Consider the following 19,669-nt stretch of genomic DNA (forward strand, 5'->3'; position numbering starts at 1 on the left):
GAAGCGGTCCCGGCCCTGCCAATCCACTTGGCGAGGAAATCGACCATCACGTCGGGTGACATCGGATTACCGCGGAACGGTTCCGGCGAGGACCGGTTCGCCATCCAATGGAACCGTACGTCTTCGTCGTCGCCGGCTTCGGCGCACTCGTCCTATTCACGGCGTGGTTGCCGATGGTCCTGCGGGCGTTGCCGCTGTCCCTCCCCATCTGCTGTGTCGGGGCGGGCGCGGCGCTGTCCTTCGTCCCACCCCTAGCTGGGCTGGCGCGATACCCGGCCGAGCACCTTCCCGTGGTCGAGCACGCGACCGAGGCCGTCGTTGTCATCTCGTTGATGGGCGCCGGGCTGAAGATCGACCGGCTGATCGGCTGGAAGCGCTGGGCGACGACGTGGCGGATGCTCGGGCTTGCCATGCCGCTCACCATCGCCACCCTCGCAGCACTTGCCTCGACCCTCCTCGGACTCGGGGCCGCATCGTCCCTGCTACTGGGCGCGTCGCTCGCCCCTACCGACCCGGTGCTCGCCTCCGACGTGCAGGTCGGGCACCCGACCGAGGGCCGGGAGGACGAGATGCGGTTCGCTCTCACATCCGAGGCCGGCCTCAACGACGGCCTCGCCTTTCCCTTCGTCAACCTCGCCATCGCCCTCGCGGCAAGCGGCTCCGCGGACCTGTCCCTCGGCCATTGGCTTGCCGTCGACGTCCTGTGGAAGGTGTCGGTCGGCGCGGTCCTGGGCGCGCTCGTCGGCCGGGCCCTCGGCTGGCTGACCTTCCACCTGCCGAACGTCTCGAAGCTCTCGCGCACCGGCGACGGCTTCGTGGCGCTGGGCGTCACTTGTCTCGCCTACGGCATCGTCCAGGCGGTCGACGGCTACGGCTTCGTCGGCGTCTTCGCGGCGGCGCTCGCACTTCGCGCCTCGAACCACGGCCACGACTACCATCGCAAGATGCACGACTACGCTGAGGAGCTCGAACGGCTGCTGATGATGGTCCTGCTCGTCGGGTTCGGCTTCGCCCTCGCCGGTGGAGGCCTGCTGACGGGACTGACGTGGCCGGCCGCCGTGTTCGTGGCGCTGGCCCTGCTCGTCGTGCGTCCCCTCTGCGGATGGATCGGCTTGACCGGATCCGGTCTGCCCGGCGACGAACGGGCCGTGATCGCCTTCTTCGGCATCCGTGGGCTCGGTACGGTGTACTATCTCGCCTACGCCCTTGGGCACGCCCCGTTCGAGGCGCCGGACCTGCTCTGGTCCACGGTCGGCCTCGCCGTCCTGGTGTCCATCGTGCTGCACGGCGTGACGGTGACGCCGGTGCTGCGGTTCCTCGACAGGCGAAGCGGACGCGACACGGAGAGCGCGCAACTCGACCTCGTCCTCTCCCCGGCCCCGGGTCCGTAGCTCCGTCCTACCTGTCCGAAGATACGATCCGACGGGACGTCGACGTCGGAGCCGCCGAACCTTCGTGTTGCTGGCGGCCATGATCTCGGACCCGGGATGCCCCGTGGGTGTCCGGGAGCGCGACACGGAAGGTAACGCATCACGGGTAATGATACTCGCTACGCGTTACGCCTCGGGCAAGAGAAAGGGGCCGATGGCGAGGTCGGGCCGGAACGCCGTCTCCTCCTCGACAAGACCCCTGGCGTCTCACACGATCTGGGTTCGTCCGACGCGATAATCGACGTGCCCGTGTACCCGGGGGGCCGGTCCCCTTGCAGGGAGCAGAGGGGTAAGGTTGGAGGCGTCGCACCAGGCGAGATGTGCATGCCGGCACGGCAGGCGCGCGCACAACCGAGTTGAGGACGTGCTTGGCGTGGTGGGTCACGACCACGGTTCCGCTATCGCGCAATTCCTATTGTGATCTTTACAAGACACTGTGCGTAGCGCCCGGCCTACTGGTTATACAGAAAGGGCATGAGCCTTCCACGTGGCTACCTGTCCATCGTCTTCGACGGTGGTTGCTCATATTTCGGTTGAGGGCCGACCTTTTCGAGCAGCGTCTCGAACGAACCTGGGGATTTCATGAGCGACCGTCCGAAACGGACGAGTTCGCTAATTTCGGCATCACCGCGTACGTAGCCGCCAAGGTTCGACGGGACCTCGAACGGCAATTCGGCCAGGAGGTCCAGGAGCACCTCGCGGCGTCCGTCGACCTTGAGGGACTGCATGTAGGGGGCCTTGGCCATCTCGCGGGCGAGCATGGGGTCAGTATCCACAATGATTTCTGCCACATCGAGGCCTCGCCTCCTCAAGGAGACGAGTCGCGCGCCGGGTTACTCACGCGGAGAACCCGTCGTGTTCGATCCCGTCCGGCCCGGCTGGCGGAATCAGCATCTGACCACCGCCCGCTGGACGACCCCCGCGTCATTCTTGCCGACGGGCGGGAAACCGATGGTCATGTTTCGGGCCCGATGGCTTGTGCTACAGGGGGGCGGTTGCAGTCCCGGCATCACACGTCATGACCTGTCGCGTCGTCCCGACCCATCCCATCGCCTCCGGTCACGCCATCACCACCGGCGTGGTCGCGCCCGTCGCGGCGGCGGTCCCGGGGACCGTGCGCCATCCGGTCCGGACCGATGCGACCCGGAACTGATCCCGGCGTCGTTCGCGGCTACGCGGGGACGGCTGCGCCATCGGCGTCGGTCATCATCGACCCGGCGCGATTGTCCGCACTCGACGGGCTCGCGATCCTGGACTCCCTGCCCGAGGCGGGCTTCGACGACGTCGTGCGCTTGGCGACCCGCCTGTGTGCGACGCCCGTCGCCCTGGTCAGCCTCGTCGCCGTCGACCGGCAATGGTTCAAGGCGCGGGTCGGCTTCCCCCATTGCGAGACCGATCTCGACAGTTCGGTCTGCAAGTTCGCGCTCGCCGAGCCGGACCTCCTCGTCGTCCCCGACCTGACGGCGGACCCCCGCACGGCTGCCAACCCGCTCGTCACGGGCGCACCGCAGATCCGCTTCTATGCAGGCGCGCCCCTGCGCTTGACGAATGGGCAGGTCGTCGGCTCGCTTTGCGTCATCGACACCGTGCCGCGTCCCGGGGGCCTGACACCGGAGCAGTCCGACGACCTCCGTGCCCTCGGGCGTCAGGTCAGCAGGCTCCTCGAAATGCGCCGCGCCCTCGGGGCCCGCGACGCACTCCTCGCCGAGCAGGAGGCCGGACGGCGCGAGCGCGACCTCCTCGCGCGAACCAACGCGACCGTGTCGGCCGCGGGCGGCGCCCTCGACGGCATCCTCGACGCGGTGACCGCAGGGGTCATGCAGGCCGTGCCCGCGGCGGAGGGCGCGGTCGTCGAGCTGATCGACGGCGATGAGCTCGACTATCGCGCGGTCGCCGGCAACCTGGACCCGTACCGGGGGTTGCGCGTGCCGCTACACGACAGCCTCGCCGGGCGATGCGTGCTGACGGACATGCCGCTGCTCGCGGACGACGTGCTCCGCGACGGGCAGGTCAAGCCGCATCTCGCGGACAGGCTTGCCATGCGCTCGGCCGTGCTTGCGCCGATCTCGCGCGGGGGGCTTCCCGTCGGCGTGCTGAAGCTCCAGTCCGGCCGGGTCGGCGCTTTCCGGGAACGCGACCTCGACCTGGCGCGGCTGTTCGCGGCCGCCGCGACGTCCGGCCTGACCGCGGTCGCGGCAGCCGAGGAGGCGGCGGCGCGCCGCCGGGCCCAGCAGCGCCTCGACCTGCTGTCGCAGGTGTCGGCCGCCCTGCTAACGTCGGACGATCCGGCCCGCGCCGTCGAGCCCATCCTGGCTGCCGGTGCCGCAAGCCTCGGCTTCGACCAGTGCTACCTCTACGACATCGCGCCGGGCGGGGGGCACCTGCGACTGACCCATGCCATCGGGGTGAGCGAGGAGAGTCAGACCGCCCTACGTCAGGTGGACATCGACGGGCCGCTATGCGGCATCGTCGCCGAGACCAAACGCCCATTCGTGCTCACCGGCGTCCAGGCGACGTGGGAACCGCGCTATGGCTTGGCCCGGCAGGTCGGCATCGATGCCTTCGCCGGCTACCCGGTGAAGAGCCGCGGGTCCGTCGTGGGGGTAATGTCGTTCTGCTCGACCCGGGAACCCGCTTTCGACGCCGAGGCCCTGGCCTTCTTCGAGACCGTGGCCCGGTACGTCTCGGCGGTCCGCGACCGGCTCGCGGGCGAGGCCGCTCTCCGGGAGGGGGACCGACGCTCGCGGCTGGCTCAGGAGGCTGGGCAGGTCGGGACGTTCGAGGTCGACGTCGGCACGGGCCTGATCAACGTCTCCGCGGAGTTCGCGCGCTTGTACGGCGTGCCTCCCACCGGCCTGTACTCGGTAGAGCGATTCGAGACGCTGGTCGTGCCGGAGGACCGCGCCGTGCCGTCGAACGACGGGACCAGGCAGGCCGGGACGGCCGTGCTCGACGTCGAGTACCGCATCCGCAGGGCCGACGACGGCGCGTTGCGCTGGATCGCGCGGCGCGCCAACTTCCTGCGGGACGGGAGCGGCGTCGTCACCCAGATGTTCGGCACCGTGCAGGACGTCACCGACCGCCACGAGGCACAGGATGCACTGCGCCGGAGCGACGCGCGTTTCAGGACCATCCTGGACACCATCGAGACGGCGTTCGCCATCGTCGAGGTCAAGTTCGACGCTGACGACCGGCCGGTCGACTACCGCTTCGTCGAGGCCAACCCGGCGTTCGAGCGGCAGGCCGGGGTAAACTTGCGCGGCAAGTGGGTCACGGAGTTCGCCCCGGACCTGGAGCGGTTCTGGTTCGAGACCTACGGCCACGTCGCCCGGACCGGGGAGCCAGCGTCCTTCGAGAATTACGCCGAGAGTTTCGGGCGGTGGTTCGACGTGCGCGCGGTCCGTGTCGGGGACCCCGGGGAGCGGCGGATCGCAATCTTCTTTAACGACGTCACCGCCCGGCGGAACGCGGAGGAACGCCTTCGCGCCAGCGAGGCTGTCGCCCGTCAAAACGTCGAGCGGGTGCAACTCGCGCTCGCGGCCGGCGCGATCATCGGGACGTGGTTCTGGGACCTGCCCTCCGACCGCTTCACCATCGATGAGGGATTCGCGTCGAGTTTCGGCCTCGACCCGGCGCTCGGTCGCGAGGGTATCCCGCTCGCCCAGATCGTCGCGACGGTGCATCCCGACGACCAGGCAGGGTTGGGGGAAGCCATCCAGCACGCCATCCTGCGCGGCGGCGCCTACGCCCATCAGTACCGGGTGCGGCGGGCGGACGGACGCTACTACTGGATCGAGGCCAACGGGCGAGTCGACCACGGCCTGGACGGGACGCCACTGAGCTTCCCGGGGGTGCTGCTCGATATCGAGGAGCGGCGTGCGGCCCAGGAAGCGCTGCGCGAGAGCGAGGAGCACTGGCGCGGCTTGTTCGAGCGCTTGAGCGAGGGCTTCCTCGTGGGCGAGGTCGTCCGGGATGACGGGGGTGCCGTCATCGACTGGCGCTACGTCGACGTGAACGCCGCCTGGGGCGCCCTGGTCGGGATCGAACCCGCAACCGTCGTCGGACGCACGATCCGGGAGGTCATTCCCGGCATCGAGGACGAGTGGGTCGAAGAGTTCGCGGCCGTCGTGGCAACGGGCCAACCCATCACCTTCGTCCGCCGTGTGGGAATGCTCGGGCGCTGGTACGAGGGCCGCGCGTTCCCGCTCGGACCCGAACGCTTCGGCGTCATCTTCCTGGAGGTCACGGCCCGCGTCGAGGCGGACGCGCGTCGCGACGCGCTGCTCGCCCTGGGCGAGCGCCTGCGCGAGACCGACGACGTGCCGATGCTCGTGCAGGCCGCCGCCGAGATCATGTCCGACGCGCTTGGCACCACCCGGGCGGGCTACGGGCTCGTCGACGCGGCCGAGGAAACGGTCGAGATCCCTACCGACTGGTGCGCCCCGGGGGTCGTATCGGTGGCGGGGTTGCACCAGTTCCGGGACTACGGGAGCTACATCGACGAGTTGAAGCGCGGCGAGGTCGTCGCGGTCGAGGACGTCGAGCGCGACCCCCGAAGCAAGGTGACGGCCGCGGCGCTGCTGGCCATCGGGGTGCGCGCCCTCGTCAACGTGCCGATCATGGAGCGCGGGCAGATCGTCGGGCTTGGGTTCGTCCACTACGCCGAGCCCCACGCCTTTACGCAGGATGAGATGGCCTTCGTGCGCACAGTCGCCGACCGGATACAGACGACGGTGGCCAGGGTCCGTGCCGAGTCGGATCAACGCGTGCTGAACGAGGAGCTTTCCCACAGGCTGAAGAACTCGTTCGCAATGGTGCTTTCCATCGCCACGCAGACCTTGCGCAGCGTTCCCGAGCGGGCGCCCGTCGAGGCGTTCGAGAAGCGCATCCATGCCCTTTCGTCCGCCCATGACGTGCTTTTGCGCCAGAGTTGGACGGCCGCGCCGGCGATGGAGGTGGTGAAGGCCGTGCTCGCGGGCGTGGGCCACGCTGATCGCATCGAGGTGACGGGTCCGGAGATCGACCTCGGCCCACGCGCCACCCTGTCGTTGTCCCTGCTGCTCCACGAGCTGGCGACCAACGCTGCGAAGTACGGAGCGCTCTCCGTTCCAGAGGGCCGCGTCGCGGTCGACTGGCGCCTCGACGGCCAGGACGAGGAAAGGGAGGTCACGTTCGATTGGGTGGAGCGCGGCGGCCCGCCCGTGACACTGCCCGCCACCGGCGGCCGAAAGGGGTTCGGTTCGCGCCTGATCGTCCTCGGCCTCGTCGGAACGGGGGGCGTGGACCTCCGTTACCCCCCGTCCGGGTTCCAGGCGACGATGCGCGCCCCCCTCGTCCAGTTGCAGCATTCCTGAGGAGGCGGGTTTGGGTCAGGCGATGCCCCCGGCGAGTTTGGTCGTCCTCGTCGTGGAGGACGAGCCCCTGCAGCGCATGATGGCGGTGGATCTCGTCGAGGACGCCGGGTTCGAGGCCCTCCACGTGGCCAGCGCCGCGGACGCGGTCCTCATCCTGGAGAGCCGGTTGGATATCCGCGTGGTGTTCACCGACATCGACATGCCGGGCGGCCTGAACGGGATGCAGTTCGCGGCGGCCGTCCGCGACCGCTGGCCCCCCATCGAGCTCATCATCGTATCGGGCAAGCGACGCCCCCTGCCGGAGGAACTGCCGAAGCGGGGCGTGTTCTTCCAGAAGCCCTACAAGCGGGACGAGGTCACGGCGACGATGCAGCGGATGATGGCTTGAAAACGAACCTCCGCGAGACAGTCCCCGCTCCGTGTCCCGACATGGGAGCTCGGTGGAACGGCCTTCGTACTCCATCACGGATACCATCGTTCCAGGGGGGCGGACGAAGGCGTCAGACCCGTCGACCGACCTGAGCAAAACGTGACCATCGTTCCACGCCAAGCACGGTCCGAAGTCGGACGGCTGTCCTAGCATGGCCACGAGGGGTGAATCGCGACGACGCGGCCGGGGAGCCGAGCGCTACCGGGGTCGTTGTGATACCGGCGGCCAGGGTTGGTGGCCGTTGGCCGGGAACGGGGTTCGATGGAAGGCGAGGTCGAGGAACTCCGACGGCTGCTCCGGGAGGCGAACGCGGAGAACGAGCGGCTGCGGCAGCGAGACGGGCGGCACGTCCGCACCCCGACCGGCGGCGAGCGCACCTCCGCCGCCGGGACCGACCTCCTGTTCACGGCGGCGGAGAAGACCCGCATGCCGCAGATCATCACCGACCCCAACCTGCCCGACAACCCCATCGTCTTCGCCAACCGCGCCTTCCAGGAGATGTGCGGCTACGAGGCCAGTGAGTTGCTCGGTCGGAACTGCAGGTTCCTACAAGGCCCCGGCACGGAACGGACGGTCGTGGCAAAGGTGCGCGACGCCGTAGCGGCCAGACGGGACGTCGTCGTAGAGCTCGTGAACTACCACCGGGACGGCACGCCGTTTCGCAACGAGCTTTACATCAGCCCGGTCTTCGACGCCGACGGTCGGCTGCGTTACTTCTTCGCCAGTCAACTCGACGTCACGCGCTTCCGAACCGAGGAGGAGCGTCTCGCCGAGAGCGAGGCGCGTTACCAGGCCTTGTTCGAGGCCGTCGATGCCGGCTTCTGCGTGATCGAGATGCTGTTCGACGTCGAGGGCCGCGCGGTCGACTACCGCTTTATCGAGGTGAACCCGGCATTCGAGCGGCACACCGGCATCAGGAACGCGACCGGACGCTGGGTCAGCGAGATCGTGCCGGGCCTGGAACGGTCGTGGTTCGACGCCTACGGCGAGGTCGCGATGACGGGAGCGTCGAGGCGATTTGAGAGTGGCGCGGTCGCACTGGGTCGGTGGTTCGACGTCCATGCCCTGCGCATCGGCGAATCCGCAAGGCGCCAAGTCGCAATCCTGTTCAACGACATCACCGACCGCCGCAACCTGGAGGACCACCTAGCCTCGGCCGCCCGGGAACGAACCGAGGAACGCGATACCTTGTGGCGCGCGAGCCGCGACCTGTTCGTCGTCTGCGGCTACGACGGCCTGTACCGGGCGGTGAACCCGGCCTGGACTGCGACCCTGGGGTGGTCCTCGGCGGAGCTAGTCGGCGTTCGCTTCGATGTCCTCGTCCATCCCGAGGACCGGGAGTCGACGGAGCGCGCGTTCGAACGCGTGGTGGCCACGGGGAGGCTCGACGACATCGACCTGCGCCTGAGGGCGAGGGACGGCGGCTATCGCTGGATCTCATGGAACGTCGTCCCGCGCGACGACCACTTCTACGCCTCGGGACGCGACGTGACGGAACGTCGGGCCCTGGAGGAGCAACTTCGCCAATCGCAGAAACTGGAGGCGGTCGGACAGTTGACCGGCGGCGTGGCGCACGACTTCAACAACCTGCTCACGGTAATCAAGTCTTCCACCGACTTGCTCAAGCGCCCGAACCTCGCCCAGGACCGACGCGACCGCTACGTCGGGGCGATCTCGGACACCGTCGACCGCGCCGCGAAGCTGACCGGGCAGCTGCTCGCCTTCGCGCGGCGGCAGGCGCTCAAGCCGGAGATTTTCGACGTCGGTCGCGGCGTCGCTTCGGTCTCGGAGATGGTCGGGACGCTGACGGGCGCACGCATCGCGGTCACGACGAGCATCGAGCCGTTCCTGGACAGTGCCGGACGCGCGATGCCCTGCCTCGTCGACGCGGATCCGAGCCAGTTCGACACGGCCCTGGTCAACATGGTCGTCAACGCCCGGGACGCGATGGACGGCGAGGGCCGGCTCGACATCCGCGTGCGGCCCGCGGACCGCATCCCGGCCGTGCGGGCCCATGCCGCCGTGCCGGGGGACTACGTCGCCGTGTCCATCTCCGACACGGGCACCGGCATCGACGCGGACGTGCTCGACCGGATCTTCGAGCCGTTCTTCACGACCAAGGGCGTCGGCCAGGGCACCGGGCTCGGCCTGAGCCAGGTCTTCGGCTTCGCCAAGCAGTCGGGGGGCGAGGTGGTGGTCCGGAGCGAGGCCGGACGCGGCACCACGTTCACGGTCTACCTGCCGCGGGCGCCCCGGGCCGCGTCCGAGGCGCCGCACGCGCGCGAGCCGGCCCCGCTGGCGGAGGGGCACGGCACCTGCGTGCTCGTCGTCGAGGACAACCTCGACGTCGGGGCGTTCGCGAACCAGGCCCTCGCCGAGCTCGGGTACGAGACCGTTTGGGCGACGGACGCCGAGAAGGCGCTGGCCGAGATCGAGCACGTCCCCTTCCGCTTCGAGGTGGTGTTCACCGACGTGGTGATGCCCGGCATGAACGGCATCGCACTGGCCCGCGAGATCCGCAGGCGTTACCCGGACCTGCCGGTGGTACTCACGTCGGGCTACAGCGACGTGCTCGCCGATGAAGGCAGCCATGGCTTCGAGCTGCTGCGCAAGCCGTACTCGGTGGCCGACCTATCGCGCGTCCTGCGCCTGGCGGTGGAGCGCGCCGCGGCGGTCCGGGGCAGGCGGTAGGGAAGTCATCGAGAGGTGGGGCATCGAGCAACGAGGGCATGGCAGATGGCCCCTCCGGTTTCCCTCGTCGACGCCGCGCCTCACTCGATACTCGTACCCGCATCACCCCATATCGGCATCATGCCGCTCCGCTGCGTGGCCAAGCCGGTCGACCTCGGCGACGAGGGACTGCAGGCTCGCGTCGCCCTTGCGCAGGACCCGGTCCGCCCCGGTGAGCCTGCGCCGCTCCTCGCCGGACACGTCGCGTGCGCTGAGCACGACCACCGGGATCTCCCCGCAGCCCGGCCGTGACCGCAGTTCGTGCAGGAAGGTGAACCCGTCCATCACCGGCATCGTCAGGTCGAGCAGCACCACGCGTGGCTTGGACTCCGTCAGGCGTTCGAGGGCCTCGGCCCCGTCGCCGGCCTCGCGCACCGCCCAACCGTCGCGTTCGAGCACCGCGCGCAGTCGGCCGCGCATGTCCGCGTCGTCATCGACCACGAGGACGTCGCCGGGCCCCGGGCCGAAGCGGTCGAGCACCCCTTTAAGCCGCGCCCAGTCGACCGGCTTCGGCAGCGCGTCCGCCGCCCCGAGGGACGCGCTGAGGGCAGCGTCGGCCACGAAGCTCACCATCACGACGGGGATGTCCCGGGTGACCGGATCGGACTTCAGCGACGCCAGCACGGCCCATCCGTCCACGTCCGGCATCATGACGTCGAGCAGGATGACCCTCGGGGCAAGGGACCGTGCGAGGTCGAGGCCGGTGCGCCCGTCCGCGGCGGTGCGGACCGAGAAGCCCTGCCGCTGCAGGAAGCGGCCCATCAGATCGCGCTGGCTCCCCTCGTCGTCGATGACGAGAACCAACCCCCGCCCTCTTCCCGCCAGGGCGGTCGCGATCCCGGGCTCGTCCGATTCGAGGGCATCCCCCGTTTCCGGCAATGTCGCGGGCACCGTCAGGACGAACCGGGTACCGCGCCCGACCTCGCTCGCCACCGTGACGTCGCCCCCGAGCAGGTGGGCGAACGCCTTCGTCAGGGCGAGTCCCAACCCCGTCCCGCCGTAGCGGCGCGTCGTGCTGCCGTCGGCCTGGACGAAGCGCTGGAACAGGCGCTCGACCTGTTCCGGGCTCATGCCGATGCCGGTGTCCTCCACGGAGAACGTCAGGCCGCCGCCGTCCGGTTCCGCCGTACGGCGTACCCGTAGGGTGACCGTCCCGCCCTCGGTGAACTTGGCGGCGTTGGAGAGCAGGTTGAACAGGCCCTGGCGCAGCTTGGTCGCGTCGGTGCGGGCGGTTCCGAGCCCTTCAGGGACGTCGAGGACGAGGCGATTGCCGCGCTTGGCTACCAGGGCGTCGATAGTGCCGGCGGCGTCGCGGACGAACTCGCCGACGTCGATGTCCTCGGCGAAGGTGTCCATCTTGTTCGCCTCGACCTTCGAGAGGTCGAGGACGTCGTTGATGAGGCCGAGCAGATGCTTGGCGTTGGACTTGATCTTGCCGAGGTCCTTGAGCAGCGTGTCCTGCCCGAGCTCCTCCGCCTCCTCCTCCAGCATCTCGGAGTAGCCGATCACGGCCGAGAGCGGCGTGCGGAGCTCATGGCTCATGTTGGCCAGGAAGCTGCTCTTGGCGCGGTTGGCGTCCTCGGCCGCCTCCCGGGCCGCCTCCGCGTCGCGGCGCGCGTCCTCAAGCTCCGCCCGGCCGGCGCGAAGGCTTGCGTTGGCGGCGTCGAGGCGACCGAGGGTTTCCTCACGCTCGACCATGGTTCGGCGAAGCGCGTCGCAAACCCAGACCATCGCACCGCCGACGACGAGATACTGCACGAGGGCGATGACCTGCCCCGGGCTGAACGAGACCGTCCCGTCGGAACGGCGGAAGAACCACGCGGCCGCGGCCAACGAGAAACCGACCGCGACCGCGCCGGGGCCGCGACCGAGGGCCAGCGTGACCAGGAAGACGAGCGGGAGGTAGAGAAGGAAGGGGGCGACGTCGAGCGGGGCGAGGAACCTGAGCAGGGTCGCGAGGCCGACCGTCGCGACCGGCAACCCGTAGCGCGCGAGCGGGCCGAAGCCATGGCCCGAGATGGCGTCCATGAACCTGCGCAAGTTCCAGTCCCCCCGACGGTCGGAGGGCCGCCCTCACGCCGTTCCGTCGACCTCGTCGGTCCTTACCGTGAACCCGGCCAGCGGCGCCTGTCCGAAGCTGGTGGTGATCGCGCAGTCCGTGGCGTCACGTCCATATGCCATGACGATGCGGCCGATCCGAGGCCGGTTGTGACGGGCGTCGAAGGTGTACCAGCGCGGTCCCACCGGCCCGTCGAGGTAGACCTCGAACCACGCCGAGAAATCCATTGGCGCGGGGTCCCTCGGCACGCCGATGTCACCGAGGTAGCCGGTGGCGTAACGCGCCGGGATGTTCATGCACCGGCACAGCGTGATGGCCAGGTGGGCGAAGTCCCGGCAGACGCCGACCTGATGGCCATGGCCGTCGAAGGCCGAGCGAGTGGCGTCCGCCTGCATGTAATCGAAGCGTAGGCGTCCGTGCGCGTAGTCGACGATGGCCTGGACGCGCGGCCAGCCCTCCGTGGTCGACCCGAACAGGTTCCAGGCGGTCTGCGATAGCTTGTCGGTGTCGCAGTAGCGCGAGCCCATCAGGAACGGCAGGGCCTCGTCCGGGAGGTCCTGGACAGGTATCTGCCGGGCCTCCGGGACGTGTTCATCGGGCTTGCCGTGGTCCTCGATCTCGAAGTCCGCCGACATCGTGATGCGCCCGCCTGGGACGAGGATGCGCGTCGCGACGTTGCCGAACGGGTCGCGGAACTGCCTGGCCGGTAGGGGTGGATCGAACGTGATGACCTCGCGACTGCGCAAGTCGCTCCGCCGCTCGGGACGGACGTTGAGCAGCAGTGTCATCGGGGTCGGGCCGAACGTGTCGAGGGCGATGGTATAGCCACAACGAATGCGCATGGACGGCTCTCCATTCCGGGGCGCCTGTCCAGGCAAGATGTCCGCCATCCGGTCGTTCCGGAATCGGATGGCTCGTGCAGTCGATCCGGGGCGTGTACCCACCGTCGCGAGCGTATCGGGACGAAACGGAGCCGACGGCGTTATGTGCTGGCACGCCGTTCCCTGCTGGGCGGCGAGGAGTTCCAGCGTATGCCGATGGCCGTCACCGATGCCCCGAAGCCTCCCGCCCAGGTTCCACCGCCGCTCGTGCCCGGCCTGCGCGGCCTCCTGACCCTCGCCGTCGGCGTCGTCTTGATCGCCGCGCTGTACTTCGGGCGCGAGGTGTTCGTCCCCCTCGTGCTAGCCATCCTGCTGAGCTTCGTCCTGGCGCCCGTGGTCAACCTGCTGCGGCGGATCAAGATCGGGCGGGTACCCTCGGTCATCGTCGCGGTGCTGCTAGCGCTAGCCGTTCTGGGCGGCATCGGTGCGGTCATCGGCACCCAGGTCGCGGGGCTCGCAGGTAACCTGCCGCAGTACCAGACGACCGTGCAGAAGAAGTTCGCCGGCCTGCAGCAGGGCTGGCTCGGCGAGGCCAACAAGCTTCTCCAGAAGTTCAATCATCAAGTCCAGGACGTCACGCAAAAGGCCGACGCCGCCGGCACCACGGCGGAGACCGGTCCGACGGGCGATACGCCCAAGGCGCAGCTCGTGCGCGTCCAGGAACCCGAGCCCTCGCCCCTGGCGCTCGCCGAGAAGGTGCTCGGCCCGGTCGTCTCGCCGCTGACCGACGTCGGCATCGTCCTCGTCGTGGTGGTGTTCCTGCTCCTGCAACGCGAGGACCTGCGCAATCGCATGATCCGCCTGTTCGGATCGAGCGACCTGCACCGCACGACGGTGGCCATGGACGACGCGGCAGGTCGGCTCGGGACCTACTTCCTCGCCCAGCTCGGCATGAACGCCGCCTTCGGCATCATCGTCGGTGTCGGACTGTGGTTCATCGGCGTGCCCAACCCGCTGCTATGGGGCGTGCTCTCTGCCATCATGCGCTTCATCCCGTACATCGGCGCCATCGTCTCGGGCGTGTTCCCGGTCGCTCTGGCAGCCGCGGTCGACCCGGGTTGGTCCATGGTCATCTCGACCGCCGCGTTGTTCCTGATCGCAGAGCCGGTGTTCGGGCAGGTGGTCGAGCCACTGCTCTACGGGCATTCCACCGGTCTCTCGCCCTTCGCGGTGATCGTCTCGACCCTGTTCTGGGGCTTCCTCTGGGGGCCCATCGGCCTGATCTTGGCAACCCCGTTCACTGTCTGCCTCGTGGTGCTCGGTCGGCACGTCGACAGCCTGGAGTTCTTCGACGTGCTGCTCGGCGACCGGCCGCCGCTCACCCCGGTCGAGAACTTTTACCAGCGCATGCTCGCGGGTGACCCGGACGAGGTTCGCGAGGTGGCCGAGGGCATGCTGAAGGACCGCTCGTTGTCGTCGTACTACGACGAGGTGGCGCTGAAGGGACTGCAACTCGCTGCCAACGACCACGCCCGCGGGGTCGTCACCCCTGCCCAACTGGAGAACATCCGCGCCTCGGCACGGTCCCTTGTGGAGGACTTCGAGGGCCACGACGACGTCGAGCCGACGGTCGACGACAAGGCGGTGAACCCGTCGGACACCCCGACCCTGGCCGAACGGGCGCATACGAAGACCGAGGCGATACCAGGGCAGGCCCCGCCGCGGGACGCCCTGCCGGAGGCATGGCGGGGCGAGGCGCCGGTCCTGTGCCTGGCCGGGCGCGGCCCGCTCGACGAGGCTTCCTCGGCGATGCTGGCGCAACTGCTGCGCAAGCACGGGCTCGGCGCCCGCATAACCCCCCACCAGTCCGCCTCGCGCGAGGGCATCCGCGAACTCGACCTCTCCGGCGTGGCGATGGTGTGCATCTCGTACCTCGACATCACCGGGAATCCTTCGCACCTTCGCTACCTGCTGGAGCGGTTGAAGCGGAGAGCCCCGGGGGTCCCTATCGTGGTCGGGCTCTGGCCGACCGGCGAGAAGGTGCTGACCGATGCGGCCCTCGGCCGCGAGGTCGGGGCGGACGCCTACGTCACGTCGCTGCGCGAGGCCGTGGATGCCTGTCTTAAGGTCGCCGAGGGTTCGTCGCCGGGTAAAGGGTCGCCCACGTTGGTGCGCGTGGCCTGACGGTCCGACGTCGCACGCTGCCGGATACGGCGTTCACCGTCGCGGCGGTCGGATGCCTAGCAGGCGGATCAGGACGAACGTCGCGACGGCCGATACGACGGAGACGGCCACGACCCATAGGAAGCCGCGCGGGTTGTCGCCGAACGGCAGGCCCTTGACGTTCATGCCGAACAGCCCGGTCACGAAGGTCGGCGGCAGGAAAAGGGCGGACAGGATCGACAGGACGTAGAGCTGCCGGTTGGTCTCCTCGGCGATGCGCTCGGAAACCTCCTCCTGCAGCAGCCGCGCCCGTTCGGCCTGCAGGGCCATGTCCCGGTCGAGCGCGTCCAGTCGCTGCGCCAGGCGGGCCGCCGCGGTGACGGCCCCCGCGTGGATCTCGTCGGTCGCCCCGTCCGTCTCCAACCGGTGGAATACCGCGGCCAGCCCGAGAAGCTGGCGGTGGAGCCGCACCGCGTCGCGTCGAACCGGACCGAGGCGGCGACGGTCATCGCGCGGCCTTTCGACGAGGATGTGGTCCTCGATCCCGTCGAGCGCGTCCGAGAGCTTCTGGCCCGTGGCGGCCATCGCCGACACGACGTGGCCGACCAGCATTTCCAGCAGGAGCACCGGCGAGGTCACGGCGTTCCCACGCTCGACCGCCGCCCGCGTCGCGTCCGGGCTCTCGGCGGGGCCCCTGCGACCGCTGATGAGACTGCGCGGTCCCAACACGAAATGGAGCCGCCCGGCCGGTGCGGGTTTGGCGCCGGGGCGGGCGAGGTCGGCGACGACGCCACCGATATGGTCCCCCTCCACCGTGACCCTCTGATGCTCGTCGCGTCCGAACACGGCCCCGGCGAGGCGGGTGGGACCGAACCTTCCGTCCCGGGCCAAGTCGCCGATATCCGCGGCATCCAGGTCGTAGTGCACCCAAAGGAACCCGCCGCCGAACGCGTCGAGGTCCTTTGTGGCTCGCGACGGCGGGACGGGCCGCCCCCGCCCGTCCAAGTCGAACGCCATGGCCCAGAGCGGCTCGTACCCCCGGCCCGATCCCTCGACGTTCGATGCGGCCGGCGTCCTGCTCTCGGTGACCAATGAGCGATCCAAAGACTTCATCGGAAAATCCACTCCACGTTCAGCTTGGCAGCAGCGCCTATGCCTGGGGCCGAACCGTAACGTGGGACGTTGCGTACGCTGACGCAGCGCCCGTAGGGTTTCGTCGGTACTCGAATCGCGCGTGATCGACGAGTGGCATGGACAGCCTACGCGACATCCATGGGATACGTCGGTTTCCGGGCGAGCCGACCAGCCCATCGCGGCCACGTCGACGGGTCCGCAACGCGCGAGGCTCGCGCGCCACGCTCGCCGCGGCCCTGTGCCTGGGCTGCGCGCCGTTTTCCGCGTCCGGGCAGACGGCCAACACGGGCGCCGGCGGCGACCCGCGCACCTCGGTCGCCCAGCCCGAGGTATCCGGCAAGCCATCCGCCGTCGCCACGACCTCGATCCAGGCGACGCTCGGCGATGCCGCTGACCCAACCGGGTTGCGCCGCTTCCTGTCCGACCGGGGCATCGTCCTCAGCTTCAACGCCATCGCCGACATCCTCGGGGACACCAGCGGCGGCACGCGCCGCACAGCCACCGTCCTCGGTCGCCTCGACATGCAGCTCGATGCCGACCTCGACCGACTCGCGGGATGGAAGGGTTTGGCGTTCCGGGTCGAGGCCTTCCAGATCAACGGCGCAGGGCTGTCCCGGGCCGCCGTCAACGACCTCGCCGTGGTCAGCGAACTGGAGGCGCTTCCATCGACGCGCCTGTACGAACTCTGGATCGAGCAGCAATTTCTCGACGGCCAACTCGGCATCAAGTTGGGACAGGTCGCCGCCGACACCGAGTTCCTGGTCAGCCAGACCGCGACGCTGTTCATCAACTCGACGTTCGGATGGCCGACCCTCACCGGGACCAACCTGCCGAGCGGCGGCCCGGCTTACCCGTTCGGAGCCCCGGCGGTCCGGGCCAAATACCTGCCGACGCCGAACCTGTCGTTCCAAGTCGGGCTGTTCGACGGTGACCCGGCCGGACCGGCCCGGCCGTGGAACGACCCGGACCCGCAGCGGCGCAACCGTACCGGCACGAACTTCCGGCTTTCCGACCCGGCGTTCCTGATCGCGGAGGCAGCCTACGCGTACAACGTCGAGGAACGGGACCGGACGGGGGCGGTACTCGCCGAGCCCGGGACGGTGACCTTCGGGGGGTGGCACCATTTCGGCCGCTTCGATTCGCTCAGGGTGGACGACACGGGTCGCTCGCTCGCCGACCCCTCGACCAGCGGGGTCGCCCGCAGGTTTCGGGGCAACGACGGCCTGTACGGGATCATCGATCAGACCGTGTACCGAGAGCCGGACGACAGTGGTCAGGGCGCAAGCGCATTCGTGCGCGCTATGGCCTCGCCCGGCGACCGCAACCTGGTTGACCTCTACCTCGACGCCGGCGTGGGCTACCGCGGGCTGATGCCCGGGCGGTCGAACGACACCGCCGGCGTCGCCGTGTCCTACGCGCGCATCTCGTCATCCGCCCGCGGGGCCGACCGGGACACCATCCTGGAGACGGGTGTCGCGATGCCGCGCCGCCGGTTCGAGGCGCTGGTCGAGGCGACGTACCAAGCGGTCCTTGGTCCGGGCGTCACGGTGCAGCCGAACGTCCAGTACGTCTTCCATCCGGGGGGCAACGTCCCGGACCCGCGCGACGAGCTCGGACGCCGGATCAGGAACGCCACGGTCGTGGGTATGCGGGCTACGCTGACCTATTGAGCGAGCTTCGACATCGTACGGTCCCTCGGAGGGGGGGCCGCCTCTAGGGTGATCCCATTTCGGTAGATGCCGTCCGGATACCGGTCGTCATACGTGCGCTCGCGATGGCTCTTCGACCTGGTCGGCGCCGTAAACATTCGGCGGCGCCAGGACGAGCAGGCGGTCTTCCTCGGCGGGGACGGCGTGCTCGTTGTCGACCGACAGGAGGTCGACCGCCCCGTCCGTCTTGATGACGATCAAGGCAAGCGCGTCGACCTGCGCCCCCGTGTCTGCGGCAACGACATCGAAGCGCCATCCAGCCTCGTGCCGCCCGGCCAGCGCGTCGAAGTCGGTCCCGCCGTCGCCGAGCACCTTGCCTCGCGTATCCCGGCTGACGCCGGTATCCTCGTGCAGGAGATGATCTGCCGAGAGTGCGAGTTGATAGACGCGTTCGCGGCCGATCTCGGGGGCCAGCCGCGTGCACACCAACGCGTTGTAGAGCTCGTCCCGGGTCGCGGCGAGAAGGTGGTCCGGGGGATGGTCGGCCAAGCCTTCCTCCGCATGCCGAGAGAGCAGCTCGGCCTGCAGGGTCGGCACGCCCGCATCGCGGGCGGTCTGGAGCGCGCCGGGGTAGGTATCGATCAGCACCACCGGCACCCCCGCGCGATGCAACGCGACGACCATGTCGCTCGCCCACGGAGACGCTCCCACGACGGCGAGCCGCTGGGTCTCGGCCGCGGTGGACAGTCCCAGTCGTCGGGCCAGCGGCCCCAGCGAGAAGCCGTGGAGGATGACCGTGGCCACGATGACCGCGAACACGGTGCGCTGGATCAGGTCGCCGCCGGCATGACCCGCCTCGCTCAGACGAGGCCCGGCCAAGCCGGCGACGGCGGCCGCGACGATGCCGCGGGGGCCTATCCAGCCCACGAACAGGCGCTCCCGCCGGGACAAGTCGCTACCCAGCGTCGCGAGCCAAATGGCGGCCGGGCGAACCACGAACAGGATGGCCGCCGCGAGCCCGAGGATCGGCAGGGACAGCTTTCCGAGGACGCCCAAGTCGAGGTCGGCAGTCAGCACGACGAACAGGCAGGACACGAGCAGGACGACGAGCGCCTCCTTGAACCGCCGCAACTCGCCCAGGCCCGGCACGTGCCGGTTGGCCAGCGCGATCCCGAACACGGTCGCGCCGATCAGCCCGGCCTCGTGCATGAGCAGGTTCGGGACGACGGAGGCGACGAGTGCGAGGGCGAGCAGCACGGGCGTCTTGAGCGTTTCCGGGACGAGATCGCGCCGGAACGCCCAGGCGACCGACAGGGCGGAGCCGACGCCGAGGCCGCCCGCCACCAGCACGCCTTCGGCGAGGTGGAGCGCCAAAGCGGCCGCCGGGGTCTCGCCGGCGCCGTGGGGTACGCCCACCAGGATCTCGATGACGACTGCCGTGAGGATGGCCCCGACCGGGTCGTTGACGATGGCCTCCCACTTCAGGAACGCCGCCGACCGTCGTTCCAGGCGGGCATGGCGCAGCAGGGGCAGGATCACGGTCGGCCCGGTGACGACGAGGATGGCGCCGAACACCGAGGCGGGCCCCCACATCATCCCGCCGATCAGGTGGGCGGCGAGGGTGCCCAGGACGAAGTTGACCGGCAGCGCGAAGGCAGTGAGCCGCAGCACACCCTCGCCCGAGGCCCTGAGTTCGCGGAAGTCGAGGGCCAGACCGCCCTCGAACACCACGATGGCCACGGCCAACCCGATAAGGGGTCGCAGGTTTTCCCCAAAGTCGCGGGTGGGGTGCAGCAGGCCGAGCACGGGCCCAACGAGGAACCCGAGCGCGAGCAGCAGCACGATGGCGGGGATGCGCAGGCGCGCGGCGAGCACCTGGGCGGCGATGCCGCCACCCAC

At 69.5% G+C, this 19,669-nt stretch carries 11 protein-coding genes; 6 read left to right on the plus strand and 5 right to left on the minus strand.

The features are described from left to right. The first annotated feature begins 107 nt into the window (after window positions 1-107). Window positions 108-1,391, plus strand: coding sequence for a cation:proton antiporter (locus MKK53_RS23935; RefSeq protein ID WP_243931463.1), 1,284 nt, complete (start codon window positions 108-110; stop codon window positions 1,389-1,391). Between the two features lie 530 nt (window positions 1,392-1,921). Here MKK53_RS23935 and MKK53_RS23940 read toward each other — a convergent pair. After that, complete coding sequence (locus MKK53_RS23940; protein WP_243931464.1) at window positions 1,922-2,191, minus strand: hypothetical protein; 270 nt, start codon at window positions 2,189-2,191, stop codon at window positions 1,922-1,924. A gap of 375 nt (window positions 2,192-2,566) precedes the next feature. On the opposite strand from MKK53_RS23940, the gene MKK53_RS23945 reads away from it, so the two are divergent. The 3 genes from MKK53_RS23945 (at window position 2,567) to MKK53_RS23955 (ending at window position 9,905) form a co-directional block, all read left to right on the plus strand. Then, a complete protein-coding gene (locus MKK53_RS23945; RefSeq protein ID WP_409564409.1) occupies window positions 2,567-6,784 on the plus strand; it encodes a GAF domain-containing protein in 4,218 nt (1,405 codons plus the stop codon). A gap of 22 nt (window positions 6,785-6,806) precedes the next feature. After that, on the plus strand, window positions 6,807-7,172 hold the full coding sequence (locus MKK53_RS23950) for a response regulator (protein ID WP_243931861.1): 366 nt from the start codon (window positions 6,807-6,809) through the stop codon (window positions 7,170-7,172). Window positions 7,173-7,475: 303 nt separating this feature from the next. Next, entirely contained in the window at window positions 7,476-9,905 is a 2,430-nt protein-coding gene (locus tag MKK53_RS23955) for a PAS domain S-box protein (RefSeq protein ID WP_243931465.1), read from the plus strand. Window positions 9,906-10,007: 102 nt separating this feature from the next. On the opposite strand, the gene MKK53_RS23960 is transcribed toward MKK53_RS23955, so the two are convergent. Beyond that, entirely contained in the window at window positions 10,008-11,972 is a 1,965-nt protein-coding gene (locus tag MKK53_RS23960) for a hybrid sensor histidine kinase/response regulator (RefSeq protein ID WP_243931466.1), read from the minus strand. A gap of 45 nt (window positions 11,973-12,017) precedes the next feature. Then, complete coding sequence (locus tag MKK53_RS23965; protein WP_243931467.1) at window positions 12,018-12,845, minus strand: transglutaminase-like domain-containing protein; 828 nt, start codon at window positions 12,843-12,845, stop codon at window positions 12,018-12,020. 189 nt (window positions 12,846-13,034) lie between these two features. Here MKK53_RS23965 and MKK53_RS23970 point away from each other — a divergent pair, with 189 nt between their 5' ends. Then, window positions 13,035-15,008 (plus strand): AI-2E family transporter, encoded by a 1,974-nt coding sequence (locus MKK53_RS23970; RefSeq protein ID WP_409564423.1) that lies wholly within the window; start codon window positions 13,035-13,037, stop codon window positions 15,006-15,008. Between the two features lie 33 nt (window positions 15,009-15,041). On the opposite strand, the gene MKK53_RS23975 is transcribed toward MKK53_RS23970, so the two are convergent. Then, on the minus strand, window positions 15,042-16,100 hold the full coding sequence (locus MKK53_RS23975) for a CorA family divalent cation transporter (RefSeq protein ID WP_243931468.1): 1,059 nt from the start codon (window positions 16,098-16,100) through the stop codon (window positions 15,042-15,044). Between the two features lie 137 nt (window positions 16,101-16,237). Between MKK53_RS23975 and MKK53_RS23980 the strand changes: the two genes are divergently transcribed. Next, window positions 16,238-17,791, plus strand: coding sequence for a carbohydrate porin (locus MKK53_RS23980; protein WP_243931469.1), 1,554 nt, complete (start codon window positions 16,238-16,240; stop codon window positions 17,789-17,791). 87 nt (window positions 17,792-17,878) lie between these two features. On the opposite strand, the gene MKK53_RS23985 is transcribed toward MKK53_RS23980, so the two are convergent. Further along, window positions 17,879-19,669 (minus strand): cation:proton antiporter, encoded by a 1,791-nt coding sequence (locus MKK53_RS23985; RefSeq protein WP_243931470.1) that lies wholly within the window; start codon window positions 19,667-19,669, stop codon window positions 17,879-17,881.

Origin of the sequence: Methylobacterium sp. J-076 (assembly GCF_022829405.1) — a bacterium.
Lineage (GTDB): Bacteria > Pseudomonadota > Alphaproteobacteria > Rhizobiales > Beijerinckiaceae > Methylobacterium.